Origin of the sequence: Blautia hydrogenotrophica DSM 10507 (genome assembly GCF_034356035.1) — a bacterium.
GTDB classification, from domain to species: Bacteria; Bacillota; Clostridia; order Lachnospirales; family Lachnospiraceae; genus Blautia_A; species Blautia_A hydrogenotrophica.
On sequence record NZ_CP136423.1, the window covers coordinates 3,161,479 to 3,180,192 of the forward strand.

Annotated in this window: 14 protein-coding genes; 7 read left to right on the forward strand and 7 right to left on the reverse strand. The window is 44.5% G+C overall.

Features of this window, described 5'->3' with window-relative positions:
* Positions 1 to 83 precede the first annotated feature (83 nt).
* The 4 genes from BLHYD_RS15245 to BLHYD_RS15260 all read right to left on the reverse strand — a co-directional run bounded on the left by BLHYD_RS15245 (position 84) and on the right by BLHYD_RS15260 (position 4,504).
* Entirely contained in the window at positions 84 to 1,364 is a 1,281-nt protein-coding gene (locus tag BLHYD_RS15245; RefSeq protein ID WP_005952376.1) for a PcsB-like coiled-coil domain-containing protein, read from the reverse strand.
* 366 nt (positions 1,365 to 1,730) lie between these two features.
* A complete protein-coding gene (spoVG, locus tag BLHYD_RS15250; protein ID WP_040350977.1) occupies positions 1,731 to 2,018 on the reverse strand; it encodes a septation regulator SpoVG in 288 nt (95 codons plus the stop codon).
* Positions 2,019 to 2,114: 96 nt separating this feature from the next.
* Positions 2,115 to 3,230, reverse strand: coding sequence for a glucose-1-phosphate adenylyltransferase subunit GlgD (gene glgD / locus BLHYD_RS15255; RefSeq protein WP_005952380.1), 1,116 nt, complete (start codon positions 3,228 to 3,230; stop codon positions 2,115 to 2,117).
* Positions 3,227 to 4,504: a glucose-1-phosphate adenylyltransferase gene (locus BLHYD_RS15260; RefSeq protein ID WP_005952382.1), complete on the reverse strand. Its 1,278-nt coding sequence runs from the start codon at positions 4,502 to 4,504 to the stop codon at positions 3,227 to 3,229. The genes glgD and BLHYD_RS15260 overlap by 4 nt, the downstream gene beginning before the upstream one ends.
* Positions 4,505 to 4,862: 358 nt before the next feature.
* Between BLHYD_RS15260 and murC the strand changes: the two genes are divergently transcribed.
* The 7 genes from murC (at position 4,863) to BLHYD_RS15295 (ending at position 14,249) form a co-directional block, all read left to right on the forward strand.
* Positions 4,863 to 6,242 (forward strand): UDP-N-acetylmuramate--L-alanine ligase, encoded by a 1,380-nt coding sequence (gene murC / locus BLHYD_RS15265; protein ID WP_005952384.1) that lies wholly within the window; start codon positions 4,863 to 4,865, stop codon positions 6,240 to 6,242.
* Between the two features lie 435 nt (positions 6,243 to 6,677).
* On the forward strand, positions 6,678 to 7,715 hold the full coding sequence (locus BLHYD_RS15270) for a DnaD domain protein (protein WP_021845296.1): 1,038 nt from the start codon (positions 6,678 to 6,680) through the stop codon (positions 7,713 to 7,715).
* Between the two features lie 14 nt (positions 7,716 to 7,729).
* The gene (locus tag BLHYD_RS15275) at positions 7,730 to 8,728 is read left to right on the forward strand and encodes an ATP-binding protein (RefSeq protein WP_005952389.1); all 999 of its coding nucleotides are present in this window, start codon (positions 7,730 to 7,732) and stop codon (positions 8,726 to 8,728) included.
* Positions 8,715 to 9,905, forward strand: coding sequence for a ribose-phosphate pyrophosphokinase (locus BLHYD_RS15280; protein ID WP_005952390.1), 1,191 nt, complete (start codon positions 8,715 to 8,717; stop codon positions 9,903 to 9,905). Before BLHYD_RS15275 ends, BLHYD_RS15280 begins: the two co-directional genes overlap by 14 nt.
* A 314-nt stretch (positions 9,906 to 10,219) precedes the next feature.
* Positions 10,220 to 10,657 (forward strand): MarR family winged helix-turn-helix transcriptional regulator, encoded by a 438-nt coding sequence (locus BLHYD_RS15285; RefSeq protein ID WP_005952391.1) that lies wholly within the window; start codon positions 10,220 to 10,222, stop codon positions 10,655 to 10,657.
* A gap of 42 nt (positions 10,658 to 10,699) precedes the next feature.
* Positions 10,700 to 12,433, forward strand: coding sequence for an ABC transporter ATP-binding protein (locus tag BLHYD_RS15290; protein WP_021845298.1), 1,734 nt, complete (start codon positions 10,700 to 10,702; stop codon positions 12,431 to 12,433).
* Positions 12,426 to 14,249, forward strand: a complete 1,824-nt coding sequence (locus BLHYD_RS15295; protein ID WP_005952393.1) for an ABC transporter ATP-binding protein — start codon at positions 12,426 to 12,428, stop codon at positions 14,247 to 14,249. The genes BLHYD_RS15290 and BLHYD_RS15295 overlap by 8 nt, the downstream gene beginning before the upstream one ends.
* A 108-nt stretch (positions 14,250 to 14,357) precedes the next feature.
* On the opposite strand, the gene BLHYD_RS15300 is transcribed toward BLHYD_RS15295, so the two are convergent.
* From BLHYD_RS15300 to asnS, 3 genes are read right to left on the reverse strand one after another with little or no spacing between them, the layout of a single operon-like run.
* Positions 14,358 to 15,902, reverse strand: coding sequence for an ATP-binding protein (locus tag BLHYD_RS15300; protein ID WP_005952394.1), 1,545 nt, complete (start codon positions 15,900 to 15,902; stop codon positions 14,358 to 14,360).
* The gene (locus BLHYD_RS15305; RefSeq protein WP_021845301.1) at positions 15,899 to 16,960 is read right to left on the reverse strand and encodes a metallophosphoesterase family protein; all 1,062 of its coding nucleotides are present in this window, start codon (positions 16,958 to 16,960) and stop codon (positions 15,899 to 15,901) included. The genes BLHYD_RS15300 and BLHYD_RS15305 overlap by 4 nt, the downstream gene beginning before the upstream one ends.
* Before the next feature lie 40 nt (positions 16,961 to 17,000).
* Positions 17,001 to 18,392: an asparagine--tRNA ligase gene (asnS, locus tag BLHYD_RS15310; RefSeq protein ID WP_021845302.1), complete on the reverse strand. Its 1,392-nt coding sequence runs from the start codon at positions 18,390 to 18,392 to the stop codon at positions 17,001 to 17,003.
* Between the last annotated feature and the right edge of the window lie 322 nt (positions 18,393 to 18,714).

Sequence of the window (18,714 nt, forward strand, 5' to 3'; positions counted from 1 at the left end):
ACCTGTAAAACAAAGGCCTGTACTAAAACAGTACAAGCCTTCTTACATTTCTGATTTTTTATTTCGATGCTTGCTGCCTTCGTCTAACTCAAACGGTATACATCCGCCGACTGAAGCCCAAATGCAAGCGCCTCCTCGTGACTGTCAAAGTAAATATCCACATGTCCATAAGGAGTTCCCAAGTCCTCAACAGTATAGACATTTCCGTTAATCAACAGCTGAGTTCCAAATGGAACTCCCGCCATAGCCACTGTTCTTCCTGCCTGTGGCCAGGTTCCGCTGGCTGTATAATTTCCAGCTGTTCCACAGCACTGCGCACAGTTACAGTATGCCGTCAATGTAAAGTTCCCCAAATATGTACCTTGTCCACTAGAAGAGCTACTGTCTTCATAAGCATCCTCGACTGCTAAGGCTTCATCATCCACAGTCTCCTCAACAATGATATCTGTACTGGTGCTGGAACTTGAAGAAGCACTGGTCTCTTCTTCTCCTGGCGCCTCCCGTACAGTAGACTCGTCTGAGGAAACACTGTCATCAACATTGCCCTCGGCCTGCTGTGTATCCACTTCCTGGTTTTGCGCTTCGTTTTGCTCTACCTGAGCCGCAGCTGCTGCTTTTTCCTGCTCAGCCTCCGCCATCAAGGAGCCAATGTCACTGTTTTGTTTGCTCACCTGGGCTACCAAATAATCTGCCTCGGCCTGATTGCTGCTGATCTGCTGTGCATATTGTTGGATATTAGAACTCGTGGAAGACACTAAGTCCCGCACTTCCTGTCTCTTCTCGGAACTCTCCGTGCGAAGCTTCTTAATCTCTTTCACTTCTTTTTCGATTGTCTCCTCGTGTTCACTGACTGTTTTCTTTGTTTCTTCGTATTCTTTTAACATATTTCTGTCATACTCAGCAACTTTGGACATATTCTCAGCACGGTTGAGAAAATCCGCAAAACTGGTAGACTCGCACAAAATGTCCAAAAGACTGTCTTGGCCATTTTCATACATATAGGAAATTCGAAGCTTCATACTTTCATACTGCTTCGCCTCTTTTTCTTTTGCCTTCTTTAAATCTTTCTTAACCTTCTTCAGTTCTTCTGACTTTTCCCCTGCCTTGACAGTCAGCTCTTCGATTCCCTCTGTCAAAGTATCATATTGACTGTCTAAGTCTGCCAGATACTGCTCCAGGTCTGCCTTCTGGCTCTCCAGACTCTGGATTCTTTCCTGTGTCGCTGCAAGATTGGACTGTGTTTCTGCTTTCTCTGACTGTGCTGCTTCGATTTTCTCTTGAGTGGTAGCCCCTAAAACGGGCACTACAGAACTCATCGCCACAACTCCTGCTAAGAGCAGCGAAAGAACCTTTCTTTTCTTCATAATAACACCTCATATATCCTTTCTAGCCCATAGTATAACATATATCTTAAAAAAATCAATACTTTCTCATAACATTTGTAACATTTACGTAATATTTCCACTATCCGTATATCACTGTTCCACAAGGTGTTTCACATATACAAAGTTGACTCGCCTCCCCATTCCCTTAATTTCGAAGGGCGTAATCCCACTTAACGTACCGCCGCAACACCGCAAAGCCATAAAATTCTCATATTGCGGGATATGCATCCTGCCCGGAGAATTTTATTTATTAGGAAATCCAACGGAATAACCTAGTAAATAAAAAGGAAGGCGTCTCTCGACGCCTCCCTCTTCTCATAACTTAATATGTAAGGTGATTACATCCTATGCATCTGCCTGCACCATTTCCGGCTCAGCTTCCATTACTTCTTCAAATTTTTTCAAAATTATTTTTTGTATTCTCTCACGGGTATCTGAATTAATCGGATGTGCAATATCTCTGTACTCGCCGTCCGCGGCCTTGCGGCTGGGCATTGCTATAAACAAGCCCTTTTCGCCGTCAATCACTTTGATATCATGTACCACAAACTCATCATCAATTGTAATTGATACCACTGCTTTCATCTTTCCTTCTTTTGCTACTTTTCTTACACGCACGTCGGTTATATTCATCACACATGCCCCTTTCATCGCCATTCTCTTTTTCTAGTACCTTTTATTCTTCTTATGACAAGAGAGATTTCCGCATCTCAATGCGGCTCATCCCCGTCATAGAACATATCTTTCGTTCTGCTCCACAACAATCTTAATTTCCCCTTCACCGCAGTGATAAGAATTTGCGCGGATTGTATCCCGGCTCTCCACAATACAGTTCTCGATGTGAGTATTATCTCCCAAATATACGTCATTGAGAATCACCGAGTTCTTAATTACACAGTTATTTCCCACAAATACTTTCTTAAACAGTACAGAATTTTCCACTGTGCCATTAATAATACAGCCACTGGCCACAAGACTATTTTTCACGACCGCACCCGGATTGTACTTTGCCGGAGGAAGATCATCAATCTTCGTCTTAATCCCAGGCTCCTGGCGGAAGAAATAATCTCTTACCTCAGGTTTCAAAAAGTCCATATTCGTCTGATAATAAGATTCCACTGTCGAGATATTGCTCCAGTAGGAATTGATCTTATATCCATAAATTCTCTTCAAATTCTTATACCGGATTAAAATATCTTTCACAAAATCATGCCGGTTCTCCTGAGCACATTTTTCAATCAGCTCAATCAGTTGTCTTCTCCTAAGCACATAAATTCCTGTGGAAATTGTATGATAGCTGGAAACCATCGGTTTCTCCTCAAAATCCTCGATTCTGCAATCTTCATTCATACGAATCATGCCAAAACGTTCCACATCCGAATCATTCGCATCTTTACAGACAACCGTGATGTCTGCCCGCTTTGCGATATGGTATTCCAGCACCTTATTGTAATCCATCTTATAGATTCCATCGCCCGACGCAATCACAACATATGGCTCATGACTATTTTTCAGCCAGCTCAAATTCTGATAGATCGCATCTGCGGTTCCCTGATACCAGAAACCGTTGTCCGGAGTCACCGTAGGGGTAAAAACATATAAGCCTCCCTGCTTTCTTCCAAAATCCCACCATTTGGAGGAACTCAGATGCTCATTCAGCGATCTGGAATTGTACTGAGTCAGCACAGCTACCTTCTGAATATGGGAGTTTGACATATTGCTCAGTGCAAAATCAATGCTCCGGTAACTGCCCCCAATGGGCATTGCCGCGATCGCTCTCTTATTGGATAGTTCTCTCATGCGGTTGTTGTTTCCGCCTGCTAAAATAATGCCAATTGCTCTCATGCTCTGTCACCGTCCTTTTTAATTACTCCCCCGCTTACCAGCTCACCGTTAGGGTAATCTTCTTTTGTAGTCACACCTCTCAGAGCAGTGTTCTTTCCTATTTTGACTCCATCAGGAATTACGCTTCCTTCCCCAATGGTGACAAGACCAAAGGCATACACCGCCGGCTTTAACACATTAGGAGTATTCTCATCGCCACACCCCAACACAACGTTCTTCCCTACAATGACGTCCTCCGCTATGATGGACTTGTCCATTACTGTCCCTTCTCCCACTACGGAATTTCTCATAATGATGGAGTCTCTGACAACCGCTCCCTGTTCAACTTTTACATTTGGACCTATCACGGAGTTATGTACCTCTCCATAGATCTCAGCCCCTTCTCCTATCAGGCTTTTCTCCACAACCGCATCTGATGAAATATACTGCGGTGGTATGATATCTCCCTTGGTATAGATCTTCCAAAATTCTTCATACAGATTAAACTCAGGAATAATGTCAATCAACTCCATATTGGCTTCCCAGTAAGATCCAAGAGTTCCAACATCCTTCCAATATCCATTATATTCATAAGCAAACAGCCTCTGTCCCTTTTCTTTACAATACGGAAGCACATGCTTACCGAAATCACAGCTTTGCTGATCTTTCAGCGCGTACAATGCTTCTCTTAGCACTTCCCATGTAAAGATGTAAATTCCCATAGACGCTAGGTTGCTGCTAGGCTTTTCTGGTTTCTCCTCAAATTCTGTAATACGTCCCGTCTCATCCGTCACCATAATCCCAAATCGGCTGGCCTCCTCTATGGGCACTGGCATCGTCGCTATGGTGATATCCGCCTTATTCGCCTTGTGATAATCCAGCATCACCTCATAATCCATCTTATAAATATGGTCTCCTGACAGAATCAACACATAATCTGGATTATACTGTTCCATATAAGACATATTCTGGAAAATGGCATTTGCAGTACCTGTATACCACTCGCTGCTAGTACTCTTCTCATAAGGAGGAAGAACGGTGACGCCGCCTTCGTTCCGGTCCAAGTCCCAAGGAATGCCAATTCCAATATGCGTGTTTAACCGCAGTGGCTGATACTGAGTCAAAACACCCACCGTATCAATATTAGAATTGATACAATTGCTCAGAGGAAAATCAATGATTCTATATTTTCCTCCAAAGGCTACCGCCGGTTTTGCAACACGCTCAGTCAAAACGCCTAATCTGCTGCCTTGTCCGCCTGCCAAAAGCATGGCAATCATTTCTTTCTTAATCATGCAATCACCTCTTGAACGTTATGATAAAATATTATAGCATACTTTTATACATTAGTGAACATATATTACAAATTTTTCAAAATACATTTTCATTTTTTATTGTAATTGCATACAACTTTTTACATCATTTTACATATTTCGTCAGGAAATTATGCATAATGCTCGATTTTCCCTCCACCTTTTAGATATTTTGCCTAAATCCCATCCCGTGAATAAATACTTTCCATTTTTTACGTTTCGGAGTATAATATTTTTCAAAATTAGAATAGCAGTTCTGTCACGCTGTGTCGGATTTTTCCCTCATCAGCCACATGGTTGAACTGTTATAAATTAAGATTGCAAAAAGGAGCCATTCATTATGTACAGAATAGACTTTAACACCCCTCAACATATCCACTTTATCGGAATTGGCGGAATCAGTATGAGCGGTCTGGCTGAAATCCTTTTGGATAAAGGTTTCCAAATTTCCGGTTCTGATTCCAAAACAAGCCCTCTGACTCAAGCCCTAGAAGCCAAAGGAGCCCAAATCTTCTACGGCCAGCGTTCTTCAAATATTCAGGACTCCGTGGACGTTGTAGTCTTCACCGCAGCTATTCATCCTGACAACCCTGAATATTCCTGCGCTGTGAAAAAGAGACTTCCAATGCTGACCCGAGCTGAGCTACTTGGACAAATCATGAGAAATTATGATACCCCAATCGCAGTGGCCGGCACTCATGGAAAGACCACCACCACATCCATGATTTCCCATATTCTCTTGGAAAGCGACTGTGATCCGACAATCTCCGTGGGGGGAATTTTACCTGTCATAGGAGGCAATATCCGAGTGGGAAACTCTGAGACCTTTGTCACAGAAGCCTGCGAGTATACCAACAGTTTTCTCAGCTTCTTCCCCAAGATCAGCCTGATTCTCAATATCGACGCAGATCACTTAGATTTCTTCAAGGATATAGAAGATATACGCCACTCTTTCCGTCTGTTCGCAGAAAAACTCCCTGCGGACGGTACATTGATCATTAACAGTGATACAGATAAATATACAGAAATTATTCGAGATCTTCCATGTGAAATTATTACCTATGGTCTAAACAGCAATGCGGACTACACAGCCCAAAATATTCAATACAATGAATACGGCTATGCCACCTTTGACTGTGTCAAAGACGGAGTCAACTTGGGGACTTACTCTCTGAGTGTACCGGGTATCCATAATGTCTCCAATGCTCTGGCAACTCTAGTCTTAGGTTTTAAGCTTGGTCTAAACAGCGAGGCGTTGAAGACTGGACTAAAACATTTCCAAGGCACTGATCGCCGTTTTCAGTACAAAGGTAAGGTAGGAGAAGTAACCGTCATAGATGACTATGCTCACCATCCCACTGAGATCAAAGCTACCTTGACAGCTGCTAAAAATTATCCCCATAAATCCTTATGGTGCGTTTTTCAGCCTCACACATACACCAGAACCAAAGCACTGCTACCAGAATTTGCAAGAGCTTTGACTTTCGCAGATCATGTAGTGCTGGCCGACATATATGCCGCCAGGGAGACCGACAATCTGGGAATCTCTTCCAGAGATCTTCAAAAACAGATTTTGGAACTTGGAACAGACTGTCATTACTTTTCAACTTTTGACGAAATTGAAAATTATCTTCTTGAGAATTGTATCCCCGGCGATTTGTTGATAACTATGGGAGCCGGAGATGTTGTAAATATTGGAGAAGACCTTCTCGGGCAATAGTTTTCCACATTATCCACATGCTTATACACATTTTTGTGATTTAGGCATGTGGATTTTTTGTGTATAAATCAATTCGCATATTCCGACAGCCTTTTCCGCGATTTTTCCCCTTTTTACCCGTTTCTTCGACTTTTACACCTCCATGTCCTCTAATACTCTCCGTTTTATCCACATTATCCACACTTTCCACACTTATATTCTAAATTTCTACAGCTTTGTGCCCTTCAATTCTGCCCCCTTTCTTTATTATATGCCATTTTCCCTTCCTTGAAATGTGTCACTGCTCACAAACCACAAATGAGTGAACCGTAACTAAATCTCTTAAAAATCCTATTCTCATTTAGAAACGGGTATGTTATAATTTCAAAATAGATGCTGTAATTCATGCGAATACACATAAATAGAAAGAGAGTGTTGGAATTCATGAGTCCAATTATGATACATAAACTTCCCTGGACCGGTGTCACTGTGATCTCAAACCAGTTCCTGGACCTGTATATGCCTCAGGCGAACGGAGAATTTGTAAAAATATATCTATATTTGCTGCGCATGCAAAATCTTGCACAGCCTCTTAGCCTTACCTCAATTGCCGACAGATTAAACTGTACAGAAGGCGATGTCATGCGCGCTTTAAAATACTGGGAAAAATCCGGCCTTCTCTCATTAACCTCCAACGCATCTGGCGAGATTTCGGATATCTATTTTTTGGATTTTCCTGGGGAGGCCACTGCCTCCTTGGAGGCTTCACCTGTAGATTCCGTAAAACCTGAGGTAGTCCCCAATGTACAAAAAGCTCCTCAGAAAGTTACACTCACAGCGGACAGACTGAAAGAGTTAAAAGAAAATGAAGATGTTGTCCAGCTCCTGTATATCGCAGAGCAATACCTGGGCAGAACCTTGACAGCCACAGATACCAATACTTTGATGTATTTCTATGACCAGTTGGAAATGTCAGCAGAACTTATCGAATATCTTATCGAGTACTGTGTCTCCAAAGGCAGCCGCAGTATCCGTTACATCGAGAAAGTCGCTCTGGGATGGAGGGAAGATGGAATTACCACCGTCACCATGGCCAAACAGTCCACCAGTGCCTACAATAAGGATTATTTTACAGTCTTAAAAGCGCTCGGTATCAAGAATCGGAATCCTGTCAATCTAGAAATCACCATGATGAATACCTGGCTCCAGGAGTATGGTTTTTCCCTAGATATCGTCGTGGAAGCCTGTACGAGAACCGTGCTTCAGACCGGGCAGCCCAGCATGCAGTACACAGACAAAATCCTACAGGACTGGCGCAAACGAGGCGTAAAACACAAAAAAGACATTGAGGCCTTAGACAGTGCCCACAGAACCCGCCAAAAAGCTTCAAAGGCGGAATCAACACCCAAAAATACTTCCAATAATCGTTTTAACAATTTTCATCAAAGAGATTACGACTTTGCAGAATATGAGAAAAAACTGCTGAACCAATAGAAAAGGAACACAGCATGCTGAGAAATATTGAATATGAGACCATCATGCGGGAATACCAGCGCAGGCAGACTAAGAGCCGGCACGAACAGGAAGATCGTCAGGCAGAAGTCTACCGCACTTCTCCCCGTTTTCGAGAAATTGACAATGAGATCGCAGCTCTCAGCGTCCAAAAAGCCAGAGAGCTGCTCATGGGGGAACCCAGCACCTTTAATCTAAAATCCAGGATTCAACTTTTAGCCCAGGAGCGCCAAAGACTCCTAGAGCAATATGGTTTTCCCCCCGATTACCTGTTGCCTCGCTATCAGTGTAATCTGTGCCAAGATACCGGTTATATTGGGCATGAAAAATGCAGTTGCTTCAAAAAAGCCGTCATCGACCTTTTGTACGGACAGTCTAATCTTCAAGAAATTTTGGAAAAAGAGAACTTTGACCACTTTTCTTTCGACTATTATTCTGATAAAATAAAAAATGACGCGACTGGGCTGAGTGCGAAAGAAACCGCTCAAGCTGCTTTTTCTAAAGCAAAGTATTTTATCGCCCAGTTTGATACAGAATTTCAAAATCTGTTTTTATATGGAGACACTGGGGTCGGAAAAACCTTTTTATCTCACTGTATTGCAAAAGAGTTGTTGGACAGTGCTCACAGCGTTTTTTATTTTTCTTCTTTTGATTTATTTGACCTGTTTGCACAGAAGACTTTCACCAAAAATATATCAGCGGAAGAAATCGACAACTATATTTTCAACTGTGACCTGCTGATTATCGACGATCTGGGGACTGAGATGACCAACACGTTTGTGTCATCCCAACTTTTTTTGTGCATCAACGAGCGGCTTATGCACAAAAAATCCACCATTATTTCCACAAATCTCACTTTGGAAAATTTCTCAGATACCTATTCTGAGCGGACCTTCTCCAGAATCGCAAGTAACTTTGACATGATAAAACTCATTGGCAAAGATATAAGAATTCAAAAATTATTTCTAGGAGGAAACAAACATGAGTCCAAGTAACTTAAAAAACCTGGATACTATTCCGGCTGGAAGACTGGGGCTGATCCCACTGGAAAGCTGTGCATCCCTGGGCGCCCATGTAAATGATTGGTTGGTAAAATGGCGTTCCGAGCGCAGGGAGGAAGAAGATTCCTCTCTGGCTTTTGAAGGATACCGCAGAGACTCTTATTTGATCGACGTAAATACCCCCCGCTTTGGTTCCGGCGAGGCAAAAGGAGTCATCAATGAATCTGTCCGCGGCGACGACATCTATATTATGGTAGACGTCTGCAATTACAGTATGACCTACCGAATCGCCAAATACACAAATCTGATGTCTCCGGACGATCATTTTCAGGACTTAAAACGCGTGATCGCTGCCATCGGCGGAAAAGCGCGCAGAATCAACGTAATCATGCCGTACCTCTATGAGAGTCGTCAAAGCATCCGCAAAAACCGCGAATCTTTGGACTGTGCTAATGCACTTCAGGAATTGGTCAACATGGGAGTTGAGAATATTCTGACCTTTGACGCCCATGATGCTAGAGTCCAAAATTCTACTCCACTGCACGGATTCGAGACTGTTCCTTCTTCCTACCAATTCATCAAAGCACTTTTAAAGTGTGAGGATGATCTGCGCATAGACAATGAGAATTTTATGATTATCAGTCCTGACGAGGGCAGTATGAACCGTGCAATCTACCTGGCAAATGTCCTGAAGGTGGATATGGGAATGTTCTATCGCCGCCGCGATTACTCTAAAAAAGTCAGCGGTTTGCACCCGGTAGTCGCTCATGAATTTCTAGGTCCGAAAGTAGCCGGAAAAGATGTCATCATCATTGACGACATGATTTCCTCAGGAGATACCATGCTGGAAGTCGCAGAATTGCTGAAGTCCCGTCAGGTGAGAAAAATCTTCCTCTGCTCCACCTTTGGACTTTTCACGGAAGGACTGGAAAAATTTGACACCGCATACGAAAAGGGCCTGATCGACAGGGTACTGACCACTAATCTGGCCTATCAGTCTCCGGAACTGCTGAGCCGTCCATACTATGTAAGCTGTGACATGAGCAAGTACATTGCTCTGCTGATTGACACTCTAAACCACGATCTGTCTATTAGCCGTCTGTTAAACCCAGTGGACCGTATCACCCGTTGTGTCAACAATTATAAAAAAGAACACGGACAGCCCGTGTAAAATCGGTACAGCCAAACCTTTTTGTGCTTCACTGCAGCATTTCTCCCTTGGTGGAGCGTTTGTGTAAAAGGGAAGAACCATAGCATTTTATGTTGTGGTTCTTTTTTTATGTAAAAGGAGAAATTTTACCGCAAAGCAGCGTTGTAGCGGCGCGCAAACTGAGCTGTGCCCCTCAAAGATTAATGAGATGGGAGAGTTGAAGTGAACTTACTCACTTTATTTTGCAATAAGTATGAAATCATACTTGACTCAAGTACGATTTCATACTATAATACCGATACATAAGTACGATTTCATACTAAGGAGGTTCAACTATGTCTACAAAAACCAACGATTTTCTAAGAGAATTCAATAGATTAGAGAAAGAACTCAATGATTTGTATCATGATGTCGCTCTAAAAATGGGAATTTCCGACAGCGCATTTTCTATCTTTTATATTCTCTACACTCTCGGAGACGGATGCCTGCAAAAAGATATCTGCTACGAAATTTTTGCAAATAAGCAGACTGTCAATTCTTCCATTCGAAAACTGGAAAAAGACGGCTACATCTATTTGAAACAGGGACGGGGACGGGACAAGCACATTTTTTTGACAGAGTCTGGAAGACAGTTCACAGAAAAACATATTATTCCAGTTGTCCAAAAAGAAAACGCTGCATTCACATCTCTGCGTTTGGAAGAACAAAAAGAACTTTTGCGCCTGTCCAAAATTTATATTGAAAATTTAAAAACAAAACTACGTGAGATCTAAAGTCCGGCAATGCCGACAACTTTTAACAGGAGGAACAACGCAGTGAAAACAATCCTACGTTTTATGAAACCATATAAACGACTGTGCTTTTTCACAGTACTCGTCATGGTCTTAGATGTCGCAGGGGGACTGCTCATCCCCACCATCACAGCAGATATGATAAACGCCGGAGTCAGCGGCAGAAATATGGACTATCTAATCCGCGGTGGAGCTCTCATGTTGGCCATAACGCTCATTGCCAGTTTGGGCGGTCTGCTGGGCAGTTATCTCAGCGCAGATCTCTCCTCCAAAATAGGACGTGATATGAGAAATTCCATCTACGACCAATCGCTCAAATTTTCCGCCTCTGATTTTGAACAGTTTGGCACTGGCTCCATGATTACCCGCACTTTAAATGATGTAAATATCATTCAACAAGGTATTGTCTGGTTTATCCAAATGGTATTGCCTGTTCCGGCAGTCTGTATTATAGGAATCGTCATGGCCTTTTCCATTGATTCCAAGATGGGGTTTCTAATGATCGGCGCAACTATTTTTATCATACTTTTGGCCGTCTTCGTCACACAGAAGGCTTCCCTGATTTTTGACAGACTTCAAAAATTCCTTGACCGGATGAACGTAGTTCTACGTGAAAATGTCACAGGAGTCCGTGTCATCCGCGCGTTCAACAAAGAAAACTACGAAGAAAAACGCATGCGCAAATCTTTCGAGGATTACGCCAAATCAGCAATCCAGGCCAATCGTCTGTTCGCCGGATTAGAAAGCATCGCTTTGTTGGCAATCAACCTGTGTATCGTATGTATTCTCTGGTTAGGCGGAAATCGAATCGGCTCCGGTTACATGGAAATCGGTGATATCACCGCGCTGACCCAGTATGCTATCATGATTCTCTTTTACATCGTCATGGCCCAAATGGTCATCATTTTAATTCCAAGAGCTATGATCTGTGTCCAAAGAATCTCTGATGTTCTACACCTTGCCCCAGAAATCAAAGACGGTTTCTCTTCCTTAGATAAGAACGACTCTCAGGCTTCTGACATTATACGCTTTCAAAACGCAAGTTTTCGCTTCGCCGATACCAGTGAGAATACCTTAAGCAATCTAACTTTTAGTTGCCGAAAAGGGCAGACAACCGCAATCATCGGCAGTACCGGAAGTGGAAAATCCACAATTGCCAAATTGATGCTCCGCTTCCACGATGTCTCCTCCGGCTCCATCTTACTAGACGGCAAGGACATCCGGGAACTCACACAGAGAGAACTGAGGAAACACATCTCTTATGTACCACAAAAAGCGTGGCTGTTCTCCGGTACGATTGCAGATAATCTTAGATATGGAAATCCTCACGCGACAGAACAGGAAATGCGTCATGCCCTATCCATCTCACAGTCTGACTTTGTAAATGATCTGCCAGATGGCCTTCACACCCCTGTATCACAAGGAGGTACAAATTTCTCAGGAGGTCAAAAGCAGCGTCTTTCCATAGCCCGTGCCTTAATGCAAAAGGCCGGATTATATATCTTCGACGACAGCTTTTCTGCCTTGGATTTTAAGACAGACGCTGCGCTTCGAAAAGCCCTTGTCAGTGAAATAAAAGAGGCTGCCGTTCTGATTATTGCCCAGAGAATCAGTACCATTATGAACGCAGAACAAATCATCGTTTTGGAAGAAGGGCAAATCGTCGGCATCGGAACTCACGACTTTCTGATGAAAACCTGTTCTGTCTATCAGGACATCGCAAAATCCCAAATGAAAGGAGACACCGTCCATGAGTGAAAACACCAACGACACCAGCCTGCTCACAGACGATATGGATTTTGAAACGCCGGACCACGCCTGGAAAACTCTTAAAAGGCTGTGGCAATTTATCAGTAATCAGCAAAGACGCCTGGCAGTGGTATTTGTATCTGTGATATTTTATACCTTTTTGTCCATCGTCGCCCCTTTATACAGCGCTCATATTGTGGACCTGCTCTGGAACCGAATCAAAGAAGCCTTCACCCATGGCAGCACATTTTCCATTTCCTGGACAGAGGGCGGACAAGATATCTTTATCTTATTGCTGATCTACCTAGCAGCAGCGTTTTTTTACGCACTTCAATCCTTCCTGATGTCCAGTTTCGCCGAGACACTCAGCCTGAGGCTGCGAACAGAAATTAGCCAGAAACTAAACAGACTTCCGCTCTCCTATTTTGACCGGACAAAAACGGGGACCATCCTAAGCCATACAGTCAACGACCTGGACAAGATGGCGGAAGCGCTGCAGACAGGAATGTTAAAACTGTTTACTGCCGTCGGAATGGTCGTCGGCTCACTGTTCATGATGTTTCGTCTTAGTATTCTGCTGACACTTATCTTTTTAGTATTTACTTGCATCGCTTTGGCAGCCACAAAATTAGTCTCTGCGAAAACTTTAAAGTATGCAATGAAACGGCAGCAATGCGTAAGCAATGTTACCACCTTAGTTGAGGAAGCATACAGCGGCCGGGTGGTTATAAAGGCATTTAACCAGGAAGAAAGCAGCTCTGAAAAAATGCACAGAGCCACAGAAGAATTGGCAAAAGCCACAAAAAAGACAGACTTTATGATAAATGCAGTCAACCCGGCAATTCGTCTGATCAACCGTTTTGGTCAGATTCTGATCGCGGTTTCAGCTGGCAGAATGTTACTGAACGGCACGATGACCGTGGGCGTTTTTCAGGCTTTTTTCCAGTATGTCAATCAGGCCTCCGAACCATTGACAGAAGTCGCCTATATGGTCAATAGTATGCAGTCTGCTCTAGCTTCTCTGGAACGTATTTATGATCTTCTAGACGAAGAAGAACTCTCGGCAGAGCCTTCTCTTCCTACCACCATAGACACTGCAAAGGGAATGGTAGAATTTCAGAACGTCCGTTTCGGCTATACTCCGGACCATATTTTCATGCATAGAATCAATTTTTCTGCAAAACCTGGACAAAAAATCGCAATCGTCGGAAGTACAGGCGCTGGAAAAACGACGCTTGTCAACCTTCTCATGAGGTTCTATGAGCGAAACGGTGGTAAGATTTTTTTGGATGGAACGGATACAACCGAAATGACCCGTTCCAATTTGAGAAGGAATTTTGGAATGGTTCTCCAAGATACTTGGCTGTTTGACGGCACGATTGCAGAAAATATTTCCTACAGTAAGCCCGGCGCTTCCCGCAAGGAAATCATCGCAGCCGCTAAAGCAGCCAGAGCAGACTTTTTCATCCGTACCATGCCACATGGGTACGACACAGTTCTGAGCAATGACACAGAAAACATTTCCACCGGTCAGCGGCAGCTATTGACCATAGCTAGAGTATTTCTTTGTAACCCTGCTGTCATTATCTTAGACGAAGCGACTTCTAGTGTCGACACCCGAACGGAAATCGAGATCTGCCAAGCTATGAAGGCTCTCATGAAAGACAGAACAAGCTTCGTAATCGCCCACAGACTGTCGACGATCAGAGACGCTGATTTAATCCTGTTCATGCAAAACGGCAATATCATAGAACAGGGCAACCACGAGACACTGCTGGCAAAAAAAGGCGCTTACGCAGAACTGTACTACAGCCAGTTTGCATAGGAGGCAACTCGCTTTACGCTCCGAGCACAGCCGCCTGCGGCGACCACCTCTAACGTAAACTACATAAGCCTTCAAACCGTTTTATAATCCGGTTTGAAGGCTTATCTTTCATAAGTTCCCTAGACTTTCTTTCGACGAACCAACAAGCTTCACTTTCTGATAAGGTATCCCAAGTCTTTTCAGCAGTCTTTCCTCCCTGTCCTGACAGGTACAGATCAAAACCTGCCGTCCGCAGTCTGCCAGCCAGCGCAGACAGCTTGCCAAGCGTCTGTCATCATACATTGCAAAAACTTCATCCAGAATCAGCGGAAGAGGTTCCTCCGCACACAGTACCTCATTGGCAGCCATTCTCAGAGAAAAATAAATCTGTTCCAGAGTTCCCCTGCTGAGCCTGTCTGCCGGCACATATCTCTCTTCTGTATGCACACCCAGCTTCATCGTTTCATCCAAGGATACACGCCTGTATTTTCCATCTGTCAGCTCGCTGAAAATCTCAGAGATTCTCTCCTGCAGCCTCCGGCTGATTTTCCCCTGCATCTGGTCTCCCAGACGAACCAACGTCTGCTCCGCCAGCTCCAAAGCGTCTGCTTCCACCTGCTCAGGGGATACAGCTGCTGCCTCCCGCCTGCTCTGCTCGTACTCTGTCCGTAAATTTTCCAACAGCTTCTGCTCCTCCTGCATCCGCTCCCAGAGTTCCTCCGCCTTCCACTGGATTTTCTGCCGCCTAAGCTCCTGTTCCGACTGTATCTGAAGCTCAGACTCTCGGAGCTTCTCTTCCCGTCTGCGCACCCAAAAGAAAGCCGCCAGCAGTCCGGCTCCCATCACGGTCCACAAAAGCAGCCCCCCAAAAGGAACACCCTGCCATATTCCCAGGATGAACAGGAGCATCCAGACCGCCAGAACCGCCGCCATACTTCTGGCTTTTTTAGCCCCTACTGTTGTCTTTTCCGGTTTGCTGAGATTCCGAGCATCAGAGAAAGCTTTTTTCTGGCTTTTCCATTCCATCTCCAACTGCTCCATCCGAAGCTGATGTTCTCTGATTTTTTCTTCCTGCCTTTTCAGCCCCTCTTCCCGCCTCTGTCTCTCTTCTTCTATCCCGCTCAACACTTCTCTTCTCTGTCTGCGAAGCTTCTCTCTCGCTCTGTCCAAGTTCAGCCCTGCATCCTGGCCGTTCTCATAGCCCGCCATAAAATTTCGCAGCTCCTGCGCCAAATTCTGGTCTGTGATTCCTCTGAGCTGTCCCACCGACACGGTATTATCATAGAGGACCTCCGAGGCACCTCCCAGAAGCACACTCAAATCCCCATCTTCCACACACAGCAGCTCCCCGTCTGTCTCACAGACAAGTTCTGCTGCCGTCTTGTCCTTTCGAAAATCCCTGTTTAATCGGAAAGTCTTCCCACCACATTCTAACCACAGCCTGCCGCCGTACTGTCCAGGATTTTCCCAAGGTTCATATCTGCTGTAAGCATCATTCCTGGCTGCCCTTCCCCGCATTCTGGGCAAACCATAAAACATCCCTCTAAAAAAAGCATGAAGGGTGGATTTCCCCCCTTCATTTTCTCCATAAATCACATTGATTCCCGGCCCAAACCGAAATTCCCTCTGATTTAATTTTCCAAAATTATCTACTTTTGCCCTCTCAATCCTCATTCTTTCGTCTCCAACAACGCCTGAAGTCCATAGTCCAGCGCCTTTTGTTCCGTCGCACTCAGGGGATGGCCCTGAAAATGCCGAATATATTCTCCAATCAAAGTGCCTTCATAGCGTCTTCTAAGCTCCTGTAGATCATAGGCTGCATGTGTCCGGTCCCACACATCTACGACACGCCCCAGTGCGTAGAGCCGTTTCTTATCTATCCTCTGCCCCAGCTCCTTCTCTCCCTCCAAGGAAAGATGGTACATGTTTTCCTCTCCTGACTTTTCAATCAGCTCCTGCAATCCATTTTCAATTTCATACTGCCCCATATTCGGCTGGATTGGAAACGTCAATGTCTCATAAGCCCTCCTGGCTGCTGCCACCAGTTCCAGCTTCAAACTCTGATCTTTCCATTCTCCCCAGATATAACCATGCTTTCCTTCCTCATGCTTCTCTATCGGTTCCAGACTTCCAGAATATGCCATAGCCGTTTTCTGTGTTCTGCTAAGAATCTGCGGCTGATGAATATGCCCCAGTGCCACATAGGAAAAGCCTGCCTGAGCCAAAGCTCCATACTGGATTGGTATATGCTGCCCGTCTCCGCCATGAGCCAGCAGAATATGAAACCCTTCCTCCTGGCCTGGAATGGCTTTCGCATACCTCTCCTCCGTGATCTGCTGGCAGTCATAGCTAAATCCATAGACATACGTATGAATCCGGGAGAGCTCCACTCTCTGCATGGATGTCTTCTTCAAAAAGTGGACATTTTTGTTCCATACAAAATCACAATAAGCAGAATTTTTTCTCAGATAATCATGGTTTCCCGCGATCAGGACTACCTCTGTATCCTGTATCGTGGAAAACAAATAATTCACTTCTTTAAGCTCCCGCAAAAGAGGCTGCCCATGAAACAAGTCCCCGGCAATCAGAAGAAGATCTGCCTGCCGCCTGCCCGCCTGCTCAATCACCTGGCGAAAGGTCTCCCAGATCTCCTGGTCTCTCCCTGTACTCCAAGGATATCGCTGATCCGGCTTGGCCCCCAAATGTACATCAGCCAGATGTATAAAACGCATGGCAGCCTCCTTTCCTATCAACCATCAATTCCAGTCACTTTTATAAGTCACAGTTTTTCACCGTTCTCGGGAACGGAATCACATCACGAATGTTAGACATTCCCGTGAGATACATCACGCAGCGCTCAAATCCCAGCCCATAGCCTGAATGACGGGTAGAACCATACTTGCGCAGATCCATATAAAAATCATAATCTTCCGGTTTCAGCCCCAGCTCGTCCATGCGTTTTTTCAGCTTATCGTAATCATCCTCTCTTTGGCTTCCGCCGATGATCTCTCCGATTCCCGGTACGAGACAGTCCATAGCCGCCACCGTCTTGCCATCCTCATTCAGCTTCATATAAAACGCCTTGATTTCCTTTGGATAATCTGTTACAAACACCGGCTTTTTGAACACCTGCTCTGTCAGATATCTCTCATGTTCCGTCTGCAGATCACAGCCCCAATAAACTTTGAAGTCAAACTTATCGTTGTTTTTCTCCAAGATCTCTACCGCCTCCGTGTAAGTCACATGGCCAAATTCAGAGTTCAGCACATGGTTCAGCCGGTCAAGAAGCCCCTTATCAATGAACGAATTGAAGAAATTCATCTCCTCTGGAGCATTTTCCAGCACGTAAGAGATCACATATTTCAGCATCGCTTCCGCCAGGTCCATGTTATCCTGTAAATCTGCGAACGCACATTCCGGCTCAATCATCCAAAACTCTGCCGCATGGCGGGTCGTATTGGAGTTTTCTGCACGGAAAGTAGGTCCAAACGTATAAATATTCCGAAAAGCCTGGGCGTAGGTCTCACCGTTTAACTGTCCGCTTACGGTCAGATTCGTCTCTTTTCCAAAGAAGTCCTGCCCATAATCCACAGTCCTGTCTTCCTTCAGCGGAGGATTCACCGGGTCCAAGGTAGTCACGCGAAACATCTCCCCTGCTCCCTCACAATCACTTCCTGTAATCAGCGGAGTGTTCACATAGACAAAACCTCTCTCCTGAAAAAAGCGATGAATCGCGTAGGCAGTCAGTGATCTGACACGAAATACTGCCTGAAATGTGTTAGTCCTGGGTCTCAAATGAGTGATTGTTCTTAAGTATTCCAGGCTGTGGCGCTTCTTCTGAAGCGGGTAGTCCGGAGCAGACATGCCTTCCACCTCGATCTCTGTCGCCTGAATCTCAAACGGCTGTTTCGCCTGGGGAGTAGCCACCAGAGTTCCCTTGACCACAATTGCCGCCCCCACATTCAGCTTCGAAATCTCTGCGAAATTCTCCATCTGATCGTGGTACACAATCTGCAGTGTCTCAAAAAACGTACCATCGTGAAGTACAATAAATCCAAAGGTCTTGGAATCTCTGACGCTTCGCACCCAACCTCCGACTGTGATTTCCTTATCCAAAAATGTTTCCTTATTCCGATAAATCTCTTTTACAGTTGTCAATTTCATACCAGCCTTCTCCTTTATCCGCAGCTTATTATAATCCCAAAAGAACAAAGTGGGGAAACCCACTTCAGCTCCTCCATCTCTTCAATTTTGAAGGGCGCAGCTCACTTTGCGTGCCGAACACAGTCTCCTACGGCATCCTATCTCTCGTGTAAGTGCGCATCTTTAGTGGAGCGTTTATGTGATAGGAAAGGGCTTTCACGCATTAGATAACAAAGTCTTTCCTCTCACATAATAAATAACAAAGGTGAAACTGTCATTCAAACAGTTTCACCTTTACAGTATATCCCATTTGCATAATTATGACAAGATATCCTCTGTGAAA

Bases quoted from the DNA above. Each gene is read 5' to 3' on its own strand.
- BLHYD_RS15305 (WP_021845301.1), bottom strand. From the start codon at position 16,960: ATGCGTTTTATACATCTGGCTGATGTACATTTGGGGGCCAAGCCGGAT.
- murC (WP_005952384.1), top strand. From the start codon at position 4,863: ATGTACAGAATAGACTTTAACACCCCTCAACATATCCACTTTATCGGA.
- BLHYD_RS15260 (WP_005952382.1), bottom strand. From the start codon at position 4,504: ATGATTAAGAAAGAAATGATTGCCATGCTTTTGGCAGGCGGACAAGGC.
- BLHYD_RS15285 (WP_005952391.1), top strand. From the start codon at position 10,220: ATGTCTACAAAAACCAACGATTTTCTAAGAGAATTCAATAGATTAGAG.
- BLHYD_RS15280 (WP_005952390.1), top strand. From the start codon at position 8,715: ATGAGTCCAAGTAACTTAAAAAACCTGGATACTATTCCGGCTGGAAGA.
- BLHYD_RS15300 (WP_005952394.1), bottom strand. From the start codon at position 15,902: ATGAGGATTGAGAGGGCAAAAGTAGATAATTTTGGAAAATTAAATCAG.
- BLHYD_RS15295 (WP_005952393.1), top strand. From the start codon at position 12,426: ATGAGTGAAAACACCAACGACACCAGCCTGCTCACAGACGATATGGAT.
- BLHYD_RS15275 (WP_005952389.1), top strand. From the start codon at position 7,730: ATGCTGAGAAATATTGAATATGAGACCATCATGCGGGAATACCAGCGC.
- glgD (WP_005952380.1), bottom strand. From the start codon at position 3,230: ATGAGAGCAATTGGCATTATTTTAGCAGGCGGAAACAACAACCGCATG.
- asnS (WP_021845302.1), bottom strand. From the start codon at position 18,392: ATGAAATTGACAACTGTAAAAGAGATTTATCGGAATAAGGAAACATTT.
- spoVG (WP_040350977.1), bottom strand. From the start codon at position 2,018: ATGAATATAACCGACGTGCGTGTAAGAAAAGTAGCAAAAGAAGGAAAG.
- BLHYD_RS15245 (WP_005952376.1), bottom strand. From the start codon at position 1,364: ATGAAGAAAAGAAAGGTTCTTTCGCTGCTCTTAGCAGGAGTTGTGGCG.
- BLHYD_RS15270 (WP_021845296.1), top strand. From the start codon at position 6,678: ATGATACATAAACTTCCCTGGACCGGTGTCACTGTGATCTCAAACCAG.